This window comes from Nucisporomicrobium flavum (genome assembly GCF_016464385.1).
Lineage (GTDB): Bacteria > Actinomycetota > Actinomycetes > Mycobacteriales > Micromonosporaceae > Actinoplanes > Actinoplanes flavus_A.
In genome coordinates this window covers 58956-76884 of sequence record NZ_JADMLH010000020.1, presented here as the reverse complement: position 1 = coordinate 76884, position 17929 = coordinate 58956, and the positions used below count along the sequence as shown (strand labels likewise).

Annotated in this window: 14 protein-coding genes; 4 read left to right on the top strand and 10 right to left on the bottom strand. The window is 66.0% G+C overall.

Annotated features, from left to right (window positions below):
* Window positions 1-189 precede the first annotated feature (189 nt).
* Window positions 190-1071 carry a hypothetical protein gene (locus IT780_RS34175; protein ID WP_199515968.1) on the top strand — a complete coding sequence of 294 codons (882 nt, stop codon included), beginning with the start codon at window positions 190-192 and terminating at the stop codon, window positions 1069-1071.
* Window positions 1072-1321: 250 nt separating this feature from the next.
* Here the strand turns inward: IT780_RS34175 and IT780_RS34170 are convergent, their stop codons facing one another.
* Window positions 1322-2002 carry a hypothetical protein gene (locus IT780_RS34170; RefSeq protein WP_199515967.1) on the bottom strand — a complete coding sequence of 227 codons (681 nt, stop codon included), beginning with the start codon at window positions 2000-2002 and terminating at the stop codon, window positions 1322-1324.
* 688 nt (window positions 2003-2690) lie between these two features.
* Between IT780_RS34170 and IT780_RS34165 the strand changes: the two genes are divergently transcribed.
* Window positions 2691-5066 (top strand): hypothetical protein, encoded by a 2376-nt coding sequence (locus tag IT780_RS34165; protein WP_199515966.1) that lies wholly within the window; start codon window positions 2691-2693, stop codon window positions 5064-5066.
* Between the two features lie 195 nt (window positions 5067-5261).
* Window positions 5262-5678: a hypothetical protein gene (locus IT780_RS34160; RefSeq protein WP_199515965.1), complete on the top strand. Its 417-nt coding sequence runs from the start codon at window positions 5262-5264 to the stop codon at window positions 5676-5678.
* Between the two features lie 15 nt (window positions 5679-5693).
* Here the strand turns inward: IT780_RS34160 and IT780_RS34155 are convergent, their stop codons facing one another.
* From IT780_RS34155 to IT780_RS34120, 8 genes are all read right to left on the bottom strand, one after another.
* Complete coding sequence (locus IT780_RS34155; protein ID WP_199515964.1) at window positions 5694-9131, bottom strand: tetratricopeptide repeat protein; 3438 nt, start codon at window positions 9129-9131, stop codon at window positions 5694-5696.
* Window positions 9132-9499: 368 nt separating this feature from the next.
* Window positions 9500-10711, bottom strand: coding sequence for an MFS transporter (locus IT780_RS34150; protein WP_199515963.1), 1212 nt, complete (start codon window positions 10709-10711; stop codon window positions 9500-9502).
* Between the two features lie 131 nt (window positions 10712-10842).
* Entirely contained in the window at window positions 10843-11187 is a 345-nt protein-coding gene (locus IT780_RS34145; protein WP_199515962.1) for a hypothetical protein, read from the bottom strand.
* 195 nt (window positions 11188-11382) lie between these two features.
* Window positions 11383-12129: a hypothetical protein gene (locus IT780_RS34140; protein WP_199515961.1), complete on the bottom strand. Its 747-nt coding sequence runs from the start codon at window positions 12127-12129 to the stop codon at window positions 11383-11385.
* 266 nt (window positions 12130-12395) lie between these two features.
* Window positions 12396-12629, bottom strand: coding sequence for a DUF397 domain-containing protein (locus IT780_RS34135; RefSeq protein ID WP_199515960.1), 234 nt, complete (start codon window positions 12627-12629; stop codon window positions 12396-12398).
* On the bottom strand, window positions 12629-13051 hold the full coding sequence (gene speD / locus IT780_RS34130) for an S-adenosylmethionine decarboxylase (RefSeq protein ID WP_199515959.1): 423 nt from the start codon (window positions 13049-13051) through the stop codon (window positions 12629-12631). The genes IT780_RS34135 and speD overlap by 1 nt, the downstream gene beginning before the upstream one ends.
* A complete protein-coding gene (locus IT780_RS34125) occupies window positions 13048-13599 on the bottom strand; it encodes a hypothetical protein (RefSeq protein ID WP_199515958.1) in 552 nt (183 codons plus the stop codon). The genes speD and IT780_RS34125 overlap by 4 nt, the downstream gene beginning before the upstream one ends.
* A 391-nt stretch (window positions 13600-13990) precedes the next feature.
* Window positions 13991-14434, bottom strand: a complete 444-nt coding sequence (locus tag IT780_RS34120) for a hypothetical protein (RefSeq protein WP_199515957.1) — start codon at window positions 14432-14434, stop codon at window positions 13991-13993.
* Window positions 14435-14997: 563 nt separating this feature from the next.
* Between IT780_RS34120 and IT780_RS34115 the strand changes: the two genes are divergently transcribed.
* Window positions 14998-16107 carry a hypothetical protein gene (locus IT780_RS34115; protein WP_199515956.1) on the top strand — a complete coding sequence of 370 codons (1110 nt, stop codon included), beginning with the start codon at window positions 14998-15000 and terminating at the stop codon, window positions 16105-16107.
* 258 nt (window positions 16108-16365) lie between these two features.
* Here the strand turns inward: IT780_RS34115 and IT780_RS34110 are convergent, their stop codons facing one another.
* Entirely contained in the window at window positions 16366-17736 is a 1371-nt protein-coding gene (locus IT780_RS34110) for a hypothetical protein (RefSeq protein WP_199515955.1), read from the bottom strand.
* Between the last annotated feature and the right edge of the window lie 193 nt (window positions 17737-17929).

Genomic DNA, 17929 nt, shown 5'->3' with positions numbered 1-17929 from the left:
ATGACGACCCAAGCGCACTCTTGATGACGGCGGCGGTGCAGGCCCTGCCCGGCGTTCGCGCCCGGACCCGGGCACGCCGCCGCCCGAAACGTTTTTGAGGCCGATTCCTACGCGGCGGTCAGCGCCATGCGGAGCCGGGTGAAGTCGTCACCGGTGAAAAGCAGTCGCGGCCGGTTCTACGCTGTACGTATGAGCTACCTGTTCGATCTCGCGTTCACGCGGCTGGATCGGGCCCTGAGCCGGCGGCGGGAGTTCGCGGACGCGTGGGCGGCTTACATCGCCCCGCACCCGTGGAACGCAGAGCTCTCCGCCATGTCCGCCGACACCTTCGAGATCCGGGTGCGAACTGACACTCCCGCCCCTGCGTCGTTGGGCCTAGCCTTCAGCGACTGGCTTGCCGCGCTCAGGGCGGCGTTGGACAATGGTCTCTACGCCTGGGTGGCCGCGGAGACGGGACAGGACCCGCCGCCGGACGCTGGCAAGCTTCAGTTCCCGATCGCCACAACGCCCGCCGATTTCCGCAATCAGAGTCGGCGACTCGCGAACGCGCCCACATACATCGTCGCCGCACTGGAGAAGGCTCAGCCCTACCAGTCTCCTTATGGTCCAGAAAGCAACCTGCTGTACTGGCTGCACGAGCTGGCGAGAGTGGACCGGCATCGACGGCTGCACCTCGGCCTCGGGCGGGTCTCGGGACATCGCGTTCAAGTCGGCGTTCCGCTGGGCACCACCGTTACGTTCGACACGAGCATTCAGCCATACGCACCGGTCAACGAGACTTTGACCATTGCGCGATTTACTACCAGCCAGCCGCTGTCCGCGTCGGACATCATGTTTAACCCCGGTGTGTCCATCGATCCGGAGATCCAAGAGTGGGCAAGCTTTGAGCTGGACGGCCAGAGAGTGTCGCTGCACGAACGCATGTTCAGGACGGAGATCCACATGCGTAATCACCTTGAGAATATGGCATTCTTCGTGAACGTCACACCGCCCGGCGGGTTCAGGACCTTCGACCCCGAAGACCCATCTGATGACTCTGTAGCCGCGGCGGTGATATCGGCAGACCAGTAGGCGTCAGCTTCGACCATTAGCGCCTCCAATCGCGAAGCGAAATCTGCGTCGTGTTCCTCGCGGTTCGGATGGCTTCCCCACCGCATGTTTCCAGCTGCGCTACGGATTACTCGTCGCGAGCAACCGATGTCCGTTGCCGGAACCCTCTGCGGTGCAATGCCCCGCAGCCCCCCGTCCAGACCTTGCCGATTTGGCGTACCTGGCTCTGTACCGGCTCCCGACGCCGTAGGGCCGGGCGCCGACCACCTGGTCAGGGTATGTAGGCGGTCACCGGGAGTTCGGCCGTGTCGATCTCGCAAGGTAGATACCACGTGCCGTGCTCTTTGTGCTCGGCGGTAAAAGCAAGACGAACAGTGCTTCCGCATTGCCGTAGCCAGTCGGCTTGGCTCGTGCTTCCCATCCACCTGCCGGGGGCCGTGTGCTCGAGTTGGAACAGCAACTCTTCGGCGATTGGCAACTCCGCGCCATACACCGTTGTCCGCCCAGCTCTATCGGCCGGCGTATCTCCATACGGCCCGGTGCCAGGCGTGAAACGGTACGGCCCCCATATGTGGGCCTTGATGTCTTGTGTCGTCGGCCCGCCCATGACGGGCCGATGAGCGTCACCTCGTCGGTAGAGGTCATCCCTGATCGTGACGGTCAATTTGTCAAGCCGAGAGAGTCCTGGCGGAGCGATGATCATAACTCGAAGACGTAGATTCTCGCTGCTACCGCCTTCATGCCAGCGCTCGACCGTCACGCGGAATCGAGGGCACAGCTCGCTGTGGCGACGCTGGCTCTCAATGGCCAGCAGCTTGGTTGCTGCCTCGTTCGCCTCGCTCGCGGACGCGCGCGACTCGCCTGCCGCCGCGCGAGCTTGCTTCGCGGCGTAAGCTGCGATTGCCGCTGCCACCACGGTGCCTATCGCTTCCAGGGCGTCCCAGGCGGCCAACAGTTCCTACCGATCGCTCGAACGGGTATCTGTCCTCGCAGTAACGGTTGCACCAGAGCGCAAGCGGAACACGTCGACACGCCGCCGCTCCACCGCGATCGTCAGCCTCGGACTCGTCCGCATCAGGCGGCCCCTTCCGCGACACCGCTGTCCCTGATCCGGACCGTCAGGCCGAGACGCCCGGCGCGATCACCGCCGAGGCGGGCATCAGACGGAACGGGGTTCGGAGGGGCTGCTCGGCTACCACGGTTTACCGCGAATTGCCGCACGATGTAGATGTGCATGTCTCCACGAACGACTGGACTTTTCGCCTCGTTGCGCCTGTGTAACCGGCAGATCCTGGACTTCCTGCTGGCCGCGATGTGCCGCCTGACGGAGTGCTCGACGGGACCGTCATCCCCGCAAGGGCGAAGAAGTGCGATCGGTCTCGGCGTTGCCGCTGGTAACTTGCTGCTTGTGAGCCGGCTCGGCGGTAGCGAGGTATTCGGAGGGGCGGCCAGTGACATCGGACAGTCCGGGATACGCGACGCTTCGGTTAACCATGAGGCCACCACGAGTCGCGATCATCTTCGACGGTGGAGAGAACTGGCAATACTGGGCACGGCTTGCTCTCTACGCCAGCACGAGGGTCTGGGGCGGACGAGGGTTCATCCTCGTTCCGCACGTGGCGGGCGAGGTAAGCCCCGCCATGCTGCGCGCCGTCCGCGCCTACGACCCGGACCACGTCGTCACGCTGCAGGCAACGCTGAGCACGGTGGAGGAGGTACGGCCAGGCCTGATCAGCATTCTTTCCACTAACGGAGGGGGCGACTCGCGCAGCGGAACTGACCGCGCCGCCTTCATCGACGAGCACCGCGAGGACCCCGTCGATCTGCCCGGAGCTGAGGCAGCGCGGCAGCGGGTTGTCGAGGCATGCACCCCGCACCGCCGCCGCATGTCGATCGGCCAGGAACACGACGAAGCATCCTGGGCCGAGATAACGACTTGCTCGATCGACGGGACCATCGAGACCCTCACGAAAGCCACAGATCTAAACGACAGCTCATACGGCGCGGCATTCGACACCCCTGCACATCCCTGGGGAGTGTGTCTCAGCCCGCCAGCAGATTGGGGAGGCGTTCTCGGCGTCGCCGTGGCGGCGCAGTGCGGCGTCGTGGAACTGCCACGCCATGGTTTTGATCCGGACCTCGAGGACGACGACTTCCGCTCGCTGACATGGTGGCTCGTCGAGGCGGGCCTGCCAGCCCACGTCCGAGGGATGGGCAAGCCAACCAGTCAGATCATCTGGCAGACCGGAGCGGCGCTGGGCTTCGATCCGGGCGAGCTCGATGTGGCATTTCAACTCACGATGCGCGGCCTGACCACGATGTCTCGCGCAAACGCCTACCCGCCGCACGCCATCGTCTCGGTCGGTGACACGGCCGAGGACTTCGCCCTTGCCTACGCCCATCAACGCGTTTATGGCCTCGGCGTGTGGCTGCCGTCGAGCTGGCTTTCTCGCGATAGCACCATCACAACGTGGGCCCTGCGTTCCCGGCTGGAGGCAGCCGCCAGGCAGGGCCTCGAAACGACGGTGACCTCGTCGTCGCTCACGGACCCGGAGATCGGCGAGGTGGTCGAGAAGATCAGCCGGCCGGTGAGTCACCCCGCGGGGAGGATCGAGCGCGGCTCCCCACGCTGGTCGACCAAACAGGTGCAATATCTCGCCATCACCGCGGACTTCTACCGTGACTTCGCCATCCCGATCACCCGCAACGACGCCGGCGACGTTGCGATGGTCGTTCCCTGCCCGGCCCCAGTCATCACCGAGCCCAGCCTGGTCAATGCCGCATCCCGCTTCCCCAACCGCGACCAGCCTGGTGCCGGCTCACTGCTCTGGCAGATCGATGCGGCGCTGGTCGAGTCCGAAACCCCAGCCGGTCGCGGGCTGGAAGGCCGCAACCTGGTCCTCTCGGACGTCCCGCTGTTCGAGACAACTGTGCGCGACGGCCGCGACGGCATCACCTTCGTTTCCGAGCCATCCGGCTTGCTGTCGTCTGGCATGCCGCTGACCACCCGCCTCGCCCGGCCGCGACTGTGCTCCCCCGGCTTGGCGACTTGGGCGAATCTCATGGCCGGCCAACAGAACCGCACGATGGTCCTCTCCCCGGCCGGGCGACGCGTCGAGATCGTCCGGCGCTTGTGGGGGGACCGGGCCGCGGTGGCGGAGACTCTCGCAGGCCCAATTTTCCCGGTATTGCGGCGATTTCTAGCGGTGCGTAAGCCCGCGGAGATCGAGCTCCCCGAGGAGGAGGGCGTGGTACTGCCGACGGGCGCCGGGGACGTCCGTCACGAGCCCTACCTGACGCTTCAAGGAATCCGCCGGGCCGCCGGCGACAGACTGAACGACCAAGAGGTACGCCGGCAGACCGACGAACTCCTGCAACGCAGCGTCCTGCGACGAGGGCTCCTCCTGCTCTGCGAGCAGTGCGGCAGAGCAGGATTTGTCTCCATCGACGATCTTCGGCAAGTCAATGAATGCCCTCGCTGTCAGGCGCGCAACGATCTCGTCCAGCCACGCTGGAAGAAGCCGGCGGACGAACCAACGTGGTATTACGACCTTCACGCGGTCGTCCGAGATCTCATCGCTCAGAATGGCGATGTGCCGCTGCTGCTATCGCACCACCTCCGGACGACCTCGCGAAGCTACGCCGATGTGGCCGAGCTGGAGCTTCTTGGGGCCGGCAAGCGGCTGGCCGAGGTTGACCTCCTGGCCTACGCCGACGGCCAGCTCATCACCGCCGAGGCGAAACGGCCCGGGACCATGGGATCCAGCACCGAACTCACGAGTGGCGCTCGCAAACGCGTGCTCGTCGCGGAACAACTGCAGGCGGACCAGATCGTGCTCGCCACCGCGGCCGCGCAGTGGGCCGAAACCACTGTCAAAGCGATGTGCCACGCAATGAGATCGCAGAGCTGGTCCCGGGTCGTTCCCCGGCTACGGCTCATCTCCGGCCTCAGCACCGCAAAGATCGCCGATCTGTCGGCGGACACGAACACCGGTGAGACTTCGACGTGGCGCTGACGAAAGCCTAGAACACCCGTTCTCAAGGCATCTGCCGGAAGACGCTCAACGAGGCAGCGGCGCCACCCGGAAGCGCACACCAGCGTCCCAAGATTTCAAGCAAATGGTCGACACGGGCCATTGCCGCAGCTCGCGGATCATCTTCGTGCTCGCACAAGGTCCAGACTTTCGACCTGTTCCGAACCGTTGCGCGTCATGGCGCCACCGCTCGGCAGCAACGCTCAACGCTGGATCCGCATCGAGGACCTTTTGCACCTCAGCATGCGCTTCGGCTCAGGTAAAGCCGCCAGCGCCGAGACCTGCAACTTTCGCTTGCAACTGCTGATGCTGTTCGACGTCCAGTGCTGGCACAACCCCGGCACCCCGGTACGGAACCCCCGCAACATCGTCCGCCGCGCCGACCACCGGTACGCCGGCTGGTGCGAGTTCCGTCTTCCGATGTTCTTGCCACTGCTCGCACATCAGGTGAGCGAACTGCAGGGTCTTCGTGCTTCCGGCCAGATGCCGCCAGTCCAGGAGTTCCTGGTCGACCGGCGGACCTTCGGCTCCCCGCGCGCCAGCAGAGGGTGGAACGGCCTCAGACAGGATCGACACGCGCCGCGGCCGGTGTGAGATCTGCAGATCGGGCTACGGCTGGCCAGCTTGCAAGACGAGCTGGATCGCAGCCTGCCGTCTGATGTCGGTGAGCGAACTGATTAGGTGCACGATGATCAATACAGCTTCATCGACTGGGTGTTGTTTCGACAGGCGACGCCAGACATCCTTGAATATCGCCCGGAGTACCTCGTCGGCTGCCTCTGGCATGAGCTTTTGCAGAGCGCTTTCGATCGCTTGGAGGTGTTCGGGACGCGCCCAGGGTTCACAGATCAGAGCGGTGGCTACTCCGATGAGGTTTGTGCGGCGGTGTTCTTCCGGGGAGGCGTCGTGTAGCCCGCGAAGTGATAGCTGGATCCAGGCTGGTGTGGCGTCCGGCGGCGCTTGCCGAAGTGCTGCGCGAAGGACTGCCGCTGCTTGTTCGGGGTGGGTCCAGGCGGCTGGTCGACTGAGAATGGTCGTGACGGGACCGGGTTGCCATTGTCCTTCTGCGGCGACGTCGGTAAGTAGCTGCAGGTCAAAGGGTAGGTCGACGGCGTACTCGACCGTGAGGGTATGCAGTGCTCGTCGGCGGGCGCCGTCGGCGAGGTGACCGCCTTCCACCGATGCGTCGAGGAGCGAGGCGGTGCCGAAGGTGCGTACGCCGTGGGCGTGGGCGAGTCGGCGTAGGCCGAGGTCGTCGCACCAGAAGGCGATGTCTTGGGATTTGGCTGCGTCGGTGTTGATCAGCCACGTGGGTGCCGGGTCACCGAAGAGTGTGGGGAGGTGCAGCAGTGTGGAGTGGCCGACGCGCCGCAAGTGGCGTGCGTGGGTGAGCATCGCTTTGATCTGTTGGCGTTGGCGTTGGCGTATGTCGTCGTCGGTCTCGGTGGCGAAGAGGCGGTCTTGGTCGGGGTCGAATCCCAGGGTTCCGGCGGACGGCAGGTTGAAGTAGTCGTCGGCGGAGAGGATGTCTTCGAGGCCGGCGGCGGTGGTGAGTCCTCGGCCGAGCAGCTGCAGCAGTGTGGTTGCTACATCTGGTATGAGTGCCAACGTGAATAGGGCGCTGGCGTCGAGGAGGCAGTCGTGGTCTATGGCGTCTCGTGCGTGTTGAGTCTCTATGAGCAGGTCTTGCTGGATTGGTGAGGCGATCCTGTTGTACCCGAGTGGCCGGTACGGGAATATCGCCGCATAGGGCTTGCCTACCAGTGGCGACAGCATGCCTATTGGCAGCAGATCGTTGATGATGGCATTGCGGATTGTTTGGTAGCTGGCTGCTTGCGCGCGCAGCATCGCCTCCATGTCGGCGGGCACGACATTGTCATCGAAGGTGTATGTGGTGATGCGGTTGCTGGCGGGATACCGCTCGAAGAACGTGGTCCAGGCATCAGACACTTCCAGGCTCATCGGCTCCGGCAGGTCAGTGCGGTCGATGCGGGTGTTGATGGCGTTCATCGCGGCCAGGTGCAGAGCTTCGTCATCGGGGAAGGCGCGTAGCTGTGCCAGGGCAGTTCTGGCGACTTCGGCAGCGTCGCCGAACCTGCGGATGAGGTCGAGCAGGAACAGCGCGCGTTGTGGGGTGGTGGGCTGGGGCAGCCCATGACGTTGCAGGGTCTGCAGGGCAGCCTGTGGATCACCGTCACGGAATTGGCAGAGGGCTAGGTTCCAACGGGCGTCGTCGTCTTCGTCGTCGAGTTCGAGCAGCGAGCGGCACGCGGCGATGGCGCTGGTCCAGTCATGGAGGGCAATTTCGATGTCGACCAGCCGGCGCAGGGCAGTCGCTCGGCCGGGCCAGAGGCTTCCTGCTTCGGCAATCGTTTGTCGGGCGACCTCCTTGGCGCTGACCCAGTCCCCGTCCTGCATGTAGCAGTCGGTAGCCATCAGCAATAGCCGGGGGTCTTCCCAACGTTGGGTGGCGTCCACGAGCACTTGAGCTGCACGAGGCAGGTCCCCAATGGCTCGGATGAGTTCGGCGCGTCGGATAGATGCCAACGGCGATTTGTGCTCCAGCCCGCGTAGCCGGTTGTCAGCTTCGGGTCCGTCGAGCAGGAAGATCTCCCGAGTTTGGTCGATATCCGCCATGGCGTCGGGATACTTTTCTCTCATCGCTTCGGCGCAAGGGTGGGAGGCGCCGGAGAGGGCTAGGTATCTCAACGCGTGGAGGCGTTGCCCGTCGGTGGTGGCTGCGTCGGCCACCCGCTTCCATGCTTCGATGGCTGATTCGGGAGGGCGGGGTTGGCCATCGAGTGACGGCCCGGCCAGGATTTCGGCGCTGACCTGTAGCTTGACGAATTCGTCCCCGGACTCGGCCGCTAGCTGCTCTGCCTGCACGGGTCGCCCAGTCACCGCGGCTGCGATGGCGGCGAGGGAGAGTACGCGAGCATCGGCCGCTTCAGCCGGCGTTGCCTCACCGTCGAGTGGGGGACGCGTGATGGTCCATACCGCGGCAGGGTCATCCCCGACAAACATGGCCTCAGCTGCGGCGGCGACCGCCTCTGCGCTGTCGCCTCGCCACGAACGGCGCATGTTTCGTGCGTGGAGGGCCAGTTCGCGGGCGCGGGCGGCATCTTTCCACCGGCTGTCTCCTCCCCCTGTCTGTGATCGCTGCATGAGCAGCCGTGCGAGGGTGAGGAGGTTGCCCGACCAGAGGGTGCGATCGGCTATCGAGTCGAGGGCAGTGACGGCGTCATTGAGTCGCTCGAGGTTTGCGAATACGACCGACGCAACTAATGCTGCTGCGTCACGTTCCCAGTCCGTCGTGGGCCGAAATTGGGCGAGAACCGAAGCGGCTTCCTCCCACTGGCCAGCGTGATTGAGTCGTGCCGCGGCGGTCAGAGGATAGCTGGGATCGATCTGGTCGGCTTCGTCGAGCAAAGCGAGTGCGGTGGTTTCATCCTCTGCGGCGCCAGCAATTTGATGGGCGCGGAATAGCCAGAACAAGCGTGGAGTGACACCAAGATCGAGCGCGGCACGGATGAACCGGAGCGCGGCCTTCGGCTGCCCGTATGCCAGCAGGATCTCCGCTACGCAGAGCTGACCGTCTGCCGACAGCGCATCAGCGCCAGCGGGAGGTGCTACGGCCCATTCCCGCGCCATCAGGAAGGGGTCGGTCGCGTCTCGGGTGAAACCGACAATGACCTGCCAGGTGCTCTGGTGGTCGATATCGCCCTCGATGATTTGCCGGGCGAGAGGTGGCAGCCGTTTGAGTATGCGGTCGTCGTTCTCCATCTGGCTGATCTCGATACGGCCAAGCTGATCGTGCAGCCCCTCGGCCGTACCTGCCAGCTCGTCGCCGGTGGCTGGTTGCGGCCCGGCCTCGCCGAGAAAGTGGCCAGCAGCCCACAGGGCGAACATCACCATGGTGAGCGCAAGCGAGGCCCAGACCGGGTGGTCTTGCACCCATGACAGCCACGGCGGCAGCTTGATCACATCACTGGCAAGGTTGCCCGTGATGGACAGTGACGTGCCAACCAGAGATGTCAGCAGCGCCACCGTGAGTGTCGGAAGGAAGGAAGCGCGTCGCCGGCCAGCCAATTGATCCAAACCCCATCGAAGTGAAAGGTGCAGAAGAACTCGCAATGTCACTCATGCCACGGCACCGGTGCAGGGATCCTTAGATGTTGTTGCATCCCCGGCTGCCCGGTGACACGCAGGCTATCGGAGGGGTACGACATACCTCAGGAATCTGCCGCCGGTAGGCGGCGACGACGGCTGACTCCGGATACACATCACTGATGTAGCGACCAGTATTCCGCCGACTTCGACACCGTCGTGCTTCACCTATGCCCGCCGGGCACCGTCTCGTCAGTCACCTCGACATGATCGCCGCTACGGATGCTTATCGGCCGGGTCTTCGCCAGTCAGTGGTGTCGGCCGCGGCTGCGGTGCACGACGGGGGCGGCGATGACCAGCAGCGTTGCAAGGCCTGGGAGGATGAGCAGGGCGTTGCGGAGGCCGATGTGCATGGCGGCGCCGCCGATGATGGCCGGGCCGGTGACGTAGCCGAGGTAGCCCAGTGCGGCCACTCGCGATAGCGCGGTGCCGGGGCGTGCCGGGTCGAGCCCTCCGGCGGTGGAGTAGAGCAGGGGGACGACGCAGGACAGTCCGGCGCCGAGGCAGGCGAACCCGGCGATCGCGGTGACCGGGGTGCCGCCGATGAGGCCGAGGGCGAGGCCGCCTCCGCCGATCAGGCCGCAGCCTCGCAGCAGAGCGGCGGGAGCGACGGCATTGGTGAGGCGGTCACCGATGAGCCGACCGGTGGTCATGCTCGCGGCGAAGGCCGCGTACGCGGTGGCGGCCATGGCGGGGGTCGCTCCGAGGCGGGTGAGGTAGGTGCTGGCCCAGTCAGCCGCGGCGCCTTCGCTGATCAACGCGCTGAAGGCGAGCAGGCCGAGCAACAGTATCCGGGTCCGCGGCCGGCGCTGCACCGGTGCGACCGCGGCTGTCGACTCCTGGCTGTTGAGGCTTGAGACCGGCGCGGGCTTGAGATGGTGGATTGCCCCTCCGGCCGCGGCGGTGGACGCGACGGCGACGGCGGCGAAGGTGTCGGCGACGCTGAGGCCGATGTGGGCGAAGGCGGCGGATAGCAGGGCGCCGGCGGCGCCGCCGATGCTGAACAGTGCGTGGAAGGAGGTCATGATCGGCCGTCCGTACGCGTTCTGGCATGAGACTGCCGCCGCGTTCATCGCGACGTTGAGCGTGCCGTGCAGGATGCCGAAGGTGAGCAGGGCGGCGGCCAGCGTCGTCCACGTGGGGGCGTGCCCGGCGAGAAGGAGCGCGCCGCCGAGGGCCAGCGATGGCAGGACCATGACTGTGGTGCTGCCGTGCCGGTCGATGAGCCGGCCGGCGGTGCGCATGCCGAGCAAGCCGCCGACGGCGAGGATGAGCAGGCAGATGCTCAGTTTGCTGTCGGCCATCTTGATGTTGTGCTGGATGGTGGGGATCCGTGCGGTCCACGTGCCGATGCTCATGCCGGCGATGCCGAACATCAGGCTGATCGCAAGTCGGTAGCGGCGCAGTCCATCGGTGACGTCAGTGGTCGTACTGGGCTGGGGATGCAGGGCGGTGGTCATGGAAGGTCTCCGCGAAGGTTCAGGGCGGCGCGGCGGCAGCAGTAAGGCCTCGTGTGCGGTGCCGGCTCGAGGGCGCGGTGATGCCGGCGGCATCACCGCGCCCTGTGTTCAACCACCGGTGAGCTGGACCGTCACATGCAGGCCATCGCCGGCGCAGCGCCCGGAGCCTGTGTACGGCCCCAGCCTCGGTCCGAGAGGCTGTTGTAGCCGCCGCGGCCGGCCGGGACGGTGATCGGGTCGTCGACCGGTCCTCGGCCGTCGGTTGCTGGCTCGACCGCGCCTGCCCACGGCGGTGTGCCGTCCCGCATGCTGACCCATGCCGGGGAGGTCTCGATGAATCCGGCGGCGGTGATGGGCACCGCACCCGGCTGGGAGGTGGCTTTACAGGGTGCGGCGTTGGCGGTGGCCGGTCCGAGGATGAACGCGGCGGCCAGGGCGAGCGGCGCGGCGGCGCCCAGGATGATGCGAGTTTTCATGGCTGGTCCTTTCGAGTGTGGGTGGTACAGAAGGCGGATGGCGCTGCGATCGGTCGTTTTTGGGGTTCTCCCTCCTTCGTGATCTTGTGGGCGGTGGAACGGGCCGTAGTGTCCTTGTCGACCGCCCGTCTGGGGCCCGGCTCCGCTGGCCTCTGGTGGTGTTGAGAGCTGGCCGGACGCTGGTGCCAGCGGGTGTCAGATGCCTGGTGCTCCGCTGATTTCGTCGGCTGGCGGTGGCTGGACGCTCACGTCTTGGCCGAATTTGGCGTAGGTGAGCTCCAGCGGGTAGGTGGTGCCGTTGCGTCGGGGAATGTCGAGGTGGTAGCGGATGAGGCGACCCTGCTCGTCGAGGTCGGCGGTGAATGCCACGGTGGGTGCCAGCGACGTGTTCGCGCTGGTGGCGGGAGTGGGCAGGCTGAGTGCGTCGACAACCGCGTCGGTGGTCAACGAGCCGGTGAAGCGGGTCTCGCCGGTGCGCTGGACGCCGGTTGCTCGGGTGAGGGGGCCGGCCATGGTGGCGCCGTCGAAGCTGGCGGCCAGGGCAGGTGCGTCGGCTTGGTTGATCCGCCGCCATGGTCTGGTCGCGTTGCGGGGCGCGCTTGCGGCTTCGCTCTTGCGGTAGACGGTGCCGCCCAGGATGCGCCATTCGTTGATCGAGGTGGCGCCGTTGCGTGTGGTGGTGACCGTGAAAGCGCCGGTCTTCTTGTTTGCGTCCATGGCGCCGACCACGACGGCGGTAGTTGTATCGATCTTGACGGTCATGGTCATCGTGAACGAGTCGGCATTGAGCCGGTTCGCCGCGGCGGCGAGCGCGGTCGCGGGGGCCTTGGCTGAGGAGCTTCGGGGGTGCGGAGCGGGTTTGGTGCCGGTCGTGCAGGCGGTCAGTGTCAGGGCGGCGGTCAGAAGGCTGACGATCGCCGTGGAGATGGTCCGTCGTCGCATGGTGACGTGGTCCTCCGTGGGGTTCTGATCTGGTCTTGCCCGGGCAGCGGGATGCGTCGGCGGGTGCTTGGCTGCCGGTCCGGTGGCCGACGCGACGACGTGGCGGCGCGTTCTCCGCGCCTGTGTGTGGTGTCCGGTGAGCCGCTGCTGTGAGCTGTGCCGGCGCCGGTCGCGAGGGCGGCGGACTGGTTGAGGCTGCCGCGCTGATCGGGTTGGCCGGCTGACTCGCAGGACGGTGAGCTTGGGGCGAGGGGGCGTTGTGCCCGTCAGGCGCCTGGGCTCGGGTTGCCGGCGATGTCGAACTCGCCGTCTTTGACGCCGGCGACGAACGCGTCCCATTCGGCGGCGGTGAACAGCAGCGTCGCGTCGTGCGGGTTCTTGCTGTCGCGTACGGCGACGCCGCCGGCGCCCTGGAGGGCGACTTCGACGCAGTTGCTGCCACCGTTGCCGTTGCTGTAGCTGGATTTGCGGAACTCGGCGGTGTCCAGGTGATGTCGCATCAGGATTCCTTTCCGGGTGAGCGTCGCTGGATGACGCGGGCGTGGTGGGCGGTGGCGCCGAAGAACTCGACGGACAGCGCGGTCGCGGCGTCGGGGTCGAAGCCACGGCAGGAGAAAACGTTGATGTAGGCGTCGCCGGTGGCTTCGACGGCGTGGACGTTGATGTTGGAGGTGGTGATGAGCTGGATGACGGTCCAGCCGTAGAGGTCGCCCTCGCCGAAGTGGGCGATTGTCGGCTCACCCCAGCGGGTCATGCCGATCGCGTCGGCGAGGGTGACCGTCCAGGCTTTCAGCAGTGCGGCGCTGGTGATCACGTCCGGGTTGCAGCCGGACAGATCGAGCAGCAGTTCCATGCCGAACCCGTCGACGCCGCGCCCGTCGGGCTCGGCGCCCGGGCCGGGATGCTGGGTGGTGGTGGTCATGGCCGGGGCCCATCGACGGTGCCGAAGCGGTAGAAGATGAAGGTCTGCTGGTCGGCCACTTCCATGCGCGTGGTGGGGTCGAGCCGGCTCAGCAGTGCGAGCGTCGCGTCGGGCAGGCGCCGGGTGATGAGGTTGTGGGTGCAGAAGTCCATGACGGCCATGCCGTTGTTGCTGCGGATGAGGTCGTACATGTCGGTGACCAGGTCGCGGAAGGCGTGCAGCTGGCCTGGACGGGCACCGACGAAGCCGCAGTACCAGATCGCCTGCCTTTTGTGGGAGTGCGGCCAGCGGCGGGCGAAGTACGGCGGTGAAATGAGCGGCCAGGCGGCCAAGTTGTTGGTCAGGGTGGCCATCCCGATCAACCGGCCGGCCCTGTCGTGGGCGTAGAACTTCCGGACCTCGTCGTTGTGGTAGACGGACTGGAATTCTTCGTAGGTCATGAGGTGTCGCTGCGCGGCCAAGCCGTTGATCTCGGCGAAGGTCTCTTCGTACAGCTTCCAGGCCTGTTCGATCGGAGGGGCGCCCGTAGTGTGCGCGACCGCTGTCATGACGACCGCCCGGCCACACGGCGCTCGCGCAGGTGCAGCTGTCCGCCGTCGGTACACGACAGGCCATACGCGAACGCGCCGTCGCTGGTGGTACCGGCGGGATCCTTTCGCCGGAGCAGATGCCGACGGGTATCGGTCGACACCTGGGGACTGTCTCGACGATGAACGCCGCGGACGCCGAAGCCGTGGGGACTGGCTCCGAACCGAGATGTTGGCATGCCGAATCCTTCTTTGTTCTCGTGGGCTTAAGCCGATGTGGATTACCGAGAGTTGGCAGGAATCGCAGAGTTGGTCGTTACAGCCGGGAGGCGCGGCGGCAGCGGATAAGTGCTCGAGTGCGGCTCTGCTCCAAGGCGCGGTGATGGCTGGCGGCATCACCGCGCCTCTGCGTTCAGCCGACGGTGGCGCAGGCCGTTCCGAAGCTGGTGTGCCCGTTGACGCTGCCGGGCTTGGTCGAGCCGTTGCTCCACCAGAACTTCGAGCAGATCTTCGTGCCCCTGGCGTAGTTGCGGTTGACGTTCCAGGTGCCGGTGGTGACCTCGGCGCCGAAGACCGACTTGGAGCAGTAGTCCTTGTCCCTGCCGCCGTTGGAGTCGGCGTAGTGCTTGCCGTTGATCAGCACCTGGCTGTGGCCGTACCGGCACGTTTTCGAGTACAGGGCGACGCGGCTCTTGATCGAGTTGACGTGCAGCTTGCTTCCGTTGACCGCCACGCAGCTGGCGTAGGCGTCGCCCTTGCACTTGTCCGCGCTGGCCAGCGCAGGCGTGGCCACGGTGAACGCCAGGCCCAGCGCCGCGGCGGCAACAGCGGCTACACGAGCGAGGGTGTTGTTCATGGCTACCTCATTCCGGGAAAAGGGTGAGCCCCAGACCGCGGCACGAGCAAAGATCGGTGACGCCGTCACCTGACTCGGCCGCGACCGCGCCGACGGATGTCCACTGCCTTGCCTGAGCCGCGCCTTCGGATGCGGTGTGGGTCAAGACGGATGCCGGGGCTGGGTGTCGGTCGCTTCCTTGACGACCCTGCCCGCTCGGATCTCAGCGATATAGCTGTCCGTAGCTGTCCGGGGCTGTCCTGCGGCCCAGTGGTCCCACCCGTCTCGGCACAGCGGGATCGGGGACTCGAGACCGATCGGCAGGCCCGGTCAGGCATCCAAGGCCTCACTGACGTTGCTAACTGACGGATGCGCCGACGCGGCGTCACGCTCCGAACGTGCACGGCTGTTACCGTCGGTGCCACGGCGTTAACACGCACGCCCCCTCCGGCCTCATCGCCCGCGCCTTGAAGCCACACGGAGCAAGGCCCTGGTGCCACGCGTTTCCTTCTGCTGTCCGAAGGACCCTCACATCGGCCGCGCGGGGCTCAACCGAGGGTTCTTCCGGGGACTCGGAGGACATCGTGAGCCGTAACCAGACCGCTGTTTCCCGCTCGCAGGTAGCTGGCGAGACCTACCGTGTCGCCCAGCAGCGCATCGCCGACGCTCACGTGAGCGTCGTGGCATTCCTGAACGACGACAACTACGGCAACGCAGACACCCTGCCGTTCATCCGCCCAATCGCCGCGGCGCTGGCACAAGCCGGACGCCGGGTCCTGCTCGTTACCGACAGCGGCATCACCGCCCAGGTCGCGTTCAGGCCCCTGTGGGAGCGGCTCGTGCCCGGTCAGGTGCAGCAGATCACCCGCAACGTCGACCTGCTGATGATTCCCGCGGACATCGACTTCGACGAGTTTCAGACCCTGGAGCTCCTGCAGCGGCATCGCGACAGCGGCGCATACACGCACCTGCTGATCGACTCCGGCAACGAGGACAACCCCACACCCGCCTACCAGGTCGGCGTCGCCTTCTCGGACGTCACGCTCGTCTGCCTGAAGTACAACCGGCTGCCCGCCCACCCACAGGAGCAGCAAGTCGAGGAATGGGTCACCGCCCGGGCCACGCAGCTCCCCGCGCCGCCGGCCGGGCGAGCTGACCTGGCCCGGTGGGTTCACGACCAAGTCGGTCTACTTCGGCGCCAGCTGGCCCCGGCGGGGGTGCAAGGCCGAGCATTGTTCGGGCCGCAGGTGTGGGACGCCGCGTACGAACGTGCGCTGGGCTGGCACGCGTTCGCGGCCTGGACCGCCGTCCACAAGAACGACGAGTGGTCATACCCGCTGTGGGTGAACCTGGGACGGCCGCTGCTCGACGAGCCCGGCAGCATCGCCTACCTGCATGAAGTCGCCGACTCGGTGCAGGAAGTCCTCGGCGATCGCGACTACCTGGGCCTGCCCGAACGTGCGCATCGCACCGCAGTGCTCGGCTACGACATCGACGGCGACAGCCAGCACTGGACACCTATCGCGCGCCGGCTGTCCGCCGCCAGCCGCGTCACGCTGCTGCACACCGCGATTCCCTACTTCCCCGACGAGGGCACACCGTTTGACCGGACCGAGGCTGGTCGGCGGATTTATCGGCAAGTGGCGATCAACCTCGACCAGATCACCGGCCATCGACGCCCGTCCCCGCGCTGATAAGTGGTGACGAACGTGCGATCAACCCACCGCACGGTTTCGAACAAGTCCCAGCCGGCGGGCCTCACAGCCGGCGGAGTCCGAGCTGGAAGCCGCCGTGTCGCGATCGCCGACCTGGGGGGACCTCCGACCATGTTCGACGTCGCATCGATGCCGGACCGTACGCTTCCGTCACCGTTGGCCGCGTTAATCGCCCCGCAGTTCAGATTGCGTCCGCAGCGTCGGGCTGCTGGTCGGTGGTGCTCGACGCCAATCGCGTTAACTCCAGTCCGCCATTTTGCTGGACGTGACGAGCACACACTGAGCGACGAACCGGACGAGGTGAAGGTCGTGCCGCAGACGCTTGACCTCAGGCCCGAACGGACGCAGCGGCTCGGCCTCGGCGTGGTTTTCCTTACCGTGCACGATGCGGCAGCGTAGGTCGTAGATCCGGTCGGCGATCTGGCGGACGAGACTCACCTGGACGTCACCCGCAACGACCACCCGTACACCTGCGATCCAACTCGCGTCGCGTAACGCCTTCGCTGCTGCGGGCCGCTGGTCGAGGAACTGGGCAACCATGGCGTCGTCGAGGCAGGCGGCCACTGCCACGCGGACCTGTTCCCGCTCAGTGGCCCGGTTACGCCCGCCCGGCAGAACGACGCCGATGAGCCGATCGACGGCCATCTCGTCATGGTGATCGAATTCTGGGTCAGCCAGCATGTTACTGACACTCTTGATCATCGTGGCCCTGCTGAACGCCGCCATGTAGTGCTCGATGACCTGGTAGTAGCCGAGATACTCCAGTACGGGCAGCTGGAACGGCACCGTGCGAGCGTAGAGATACAGCGCTGCCGCGTTGCGCCCGTATCGCGACGCAGGCAGTCGAGGCGGTGAAGGGCTGATCGACTCTTGGTCGTACTCGTGCTCGACCAGATCGTCGTTGAGGGTCCGCTGGAGCGTGCCGGCCAAGCCGTAGTTGCGGTCGAGCTCGATGAATACCGCTGCGGCCATGTCCTCAAGCAGCTCATGCGCCTCGTCGTGGGATTGCGCCGACACTCCGCGGATCACCAGAGTCTGACCGGTGCTAGTAGACCTGCCTCGCAAGGCGCCGACTTCGGACGATGCCTGAGATTGCAGCTCGACCGTCAGGCCGGCCATGGGGCCAACAAGGGTGAGGGTACTCGGCCCTGGCAGGTGGCCGGGCAGTTGGAACGCCAGGCGCAAATTGGTAGCGCCGTTGCTGACGGGCTCGACATCCTCCGGTGGTCCCACGAGAACGCCAGGGATCTTGCTCAGGCTGGTTCCGCGGAGGGTGACCGCCGCAATGATGCGTTTCTCGCCGGGATCGAAAATCGCCTCATAGCCGCGCAGCGCCGTCCACCGCTCGAACGGGAATCGCAGCAGCACAGCGGCTTCCTCGCCGCTGCTGAGGTCAACGCTGCGAATGGTTGGCCCCGATTGCAGGTCTACACGCATTCCCCACGGCCCTGCGCCTCGGCCTGTCGCCGGGTCCCGAAATTGGGTCCACCAGGCGTTAAGACCGGCCGCCTGCGCGCGCTGCCCGACCTGTTCCAGCCGGGCGTCGCGCTCGGACGACAACTGGCCGATCCCTTGCGTCGTGCTCGTGTTGCCGTGCCGTTCTGACATACCAGCAGGATTGCATGCCATCGATGATCATCAACCGGCGTGTCTCTGTGTATTCGTTAGTCGGCAGACGAGCGTCCCGCCACCGGCGATCCTGGTCCGGGCCACGCATGGCCCGGTCTTGACGACACCGCCTCGGACATCGGTCCGGAGTGTTTCCAACGCCGCTCATCCGGCTCGAGACCTCCGTATCGCG

Excerpts from the sequence above, each read along its gene's own strand:
- IT780_RS34175 (WP_199515968.1), top strand. The coding sequence starts at position 190 with ATGAGCTACCTGTTCGATCTCGCGTTCACGCGGCTGGATCGGGCCCTG.
- IT780_RS34165 (WP_199515966.1), top strand. The coding sequence starts at position 2,691 with ATGCTGCGCGCCGTCCGCGCCTACGACCCGGACCACGTCGTCACGCTG.
- IT780_RS34160 (WP_199515965.1), top strand. The coding sequence starts at position 5,262 with ATGGCGCCACCGCTCGGCAGCAACGCTCAACGCTGGATCCGCATCGAG.
- IT780_RS34150 (WP_199515963.1), bottom strand. The coding sequence starts at position 10,711 with ATGACCACCGCCCTGCATCCCCAGCCCAGTACGACCACTGACGTCACC.
- IT780_RS34145 (WP_199515962.1), bottom strand. The coding sequence starts at position 11,187 with ATGAAAACTCGCATCATCCTGGGCGCCGCCGCGCCGCTCGCCCTGGCC.
- IT780_RS34140 (WP_199515961.1), bottom strand. The coding sequence starts at position 12,129 with ATGCGACGACGGACCATCTCCACGGCGATCGTCAGCCTTCTGACCGCC.
- IT780_RS34135 (WP_199515960.1), bottom strand. The coding sequence starts at position 12,629 with ATGCGACATCACCTGGACACCGCCGAGTTCCGCAAATCCAGCTACAGC.
- speD (WP_199515959.1), bottom strand. The coding sequence starts at position 13,051 with ATGACCACCACCACCCAGCATCCCGGCCCGGGCGCCGAGCCCGACGGG.
- IT780_RS34125 (WP_199515958.1), bottom strand. The coding sequence starts at position 13,599 with ATGACAGCGGTCGCGCACACTACGGGCGCCCCTCCGATCGAACAGGCC.
- IT780_RS34120 (WP_199515957.1), bottom strand. The coding sequence starts at position 14,434 with ATGAACAACACCCTCGCTCGTGTAGCCGCTGTTGCCGCCGCGGCGCTG.
- IT780_RS34110 (WP_199515955.1), bottom strand. The coding sequence starts at position 17,736 with ATGTCAGAACGGCACGGCAACACGAGCACGACGCAAGGGATCGGCCAG.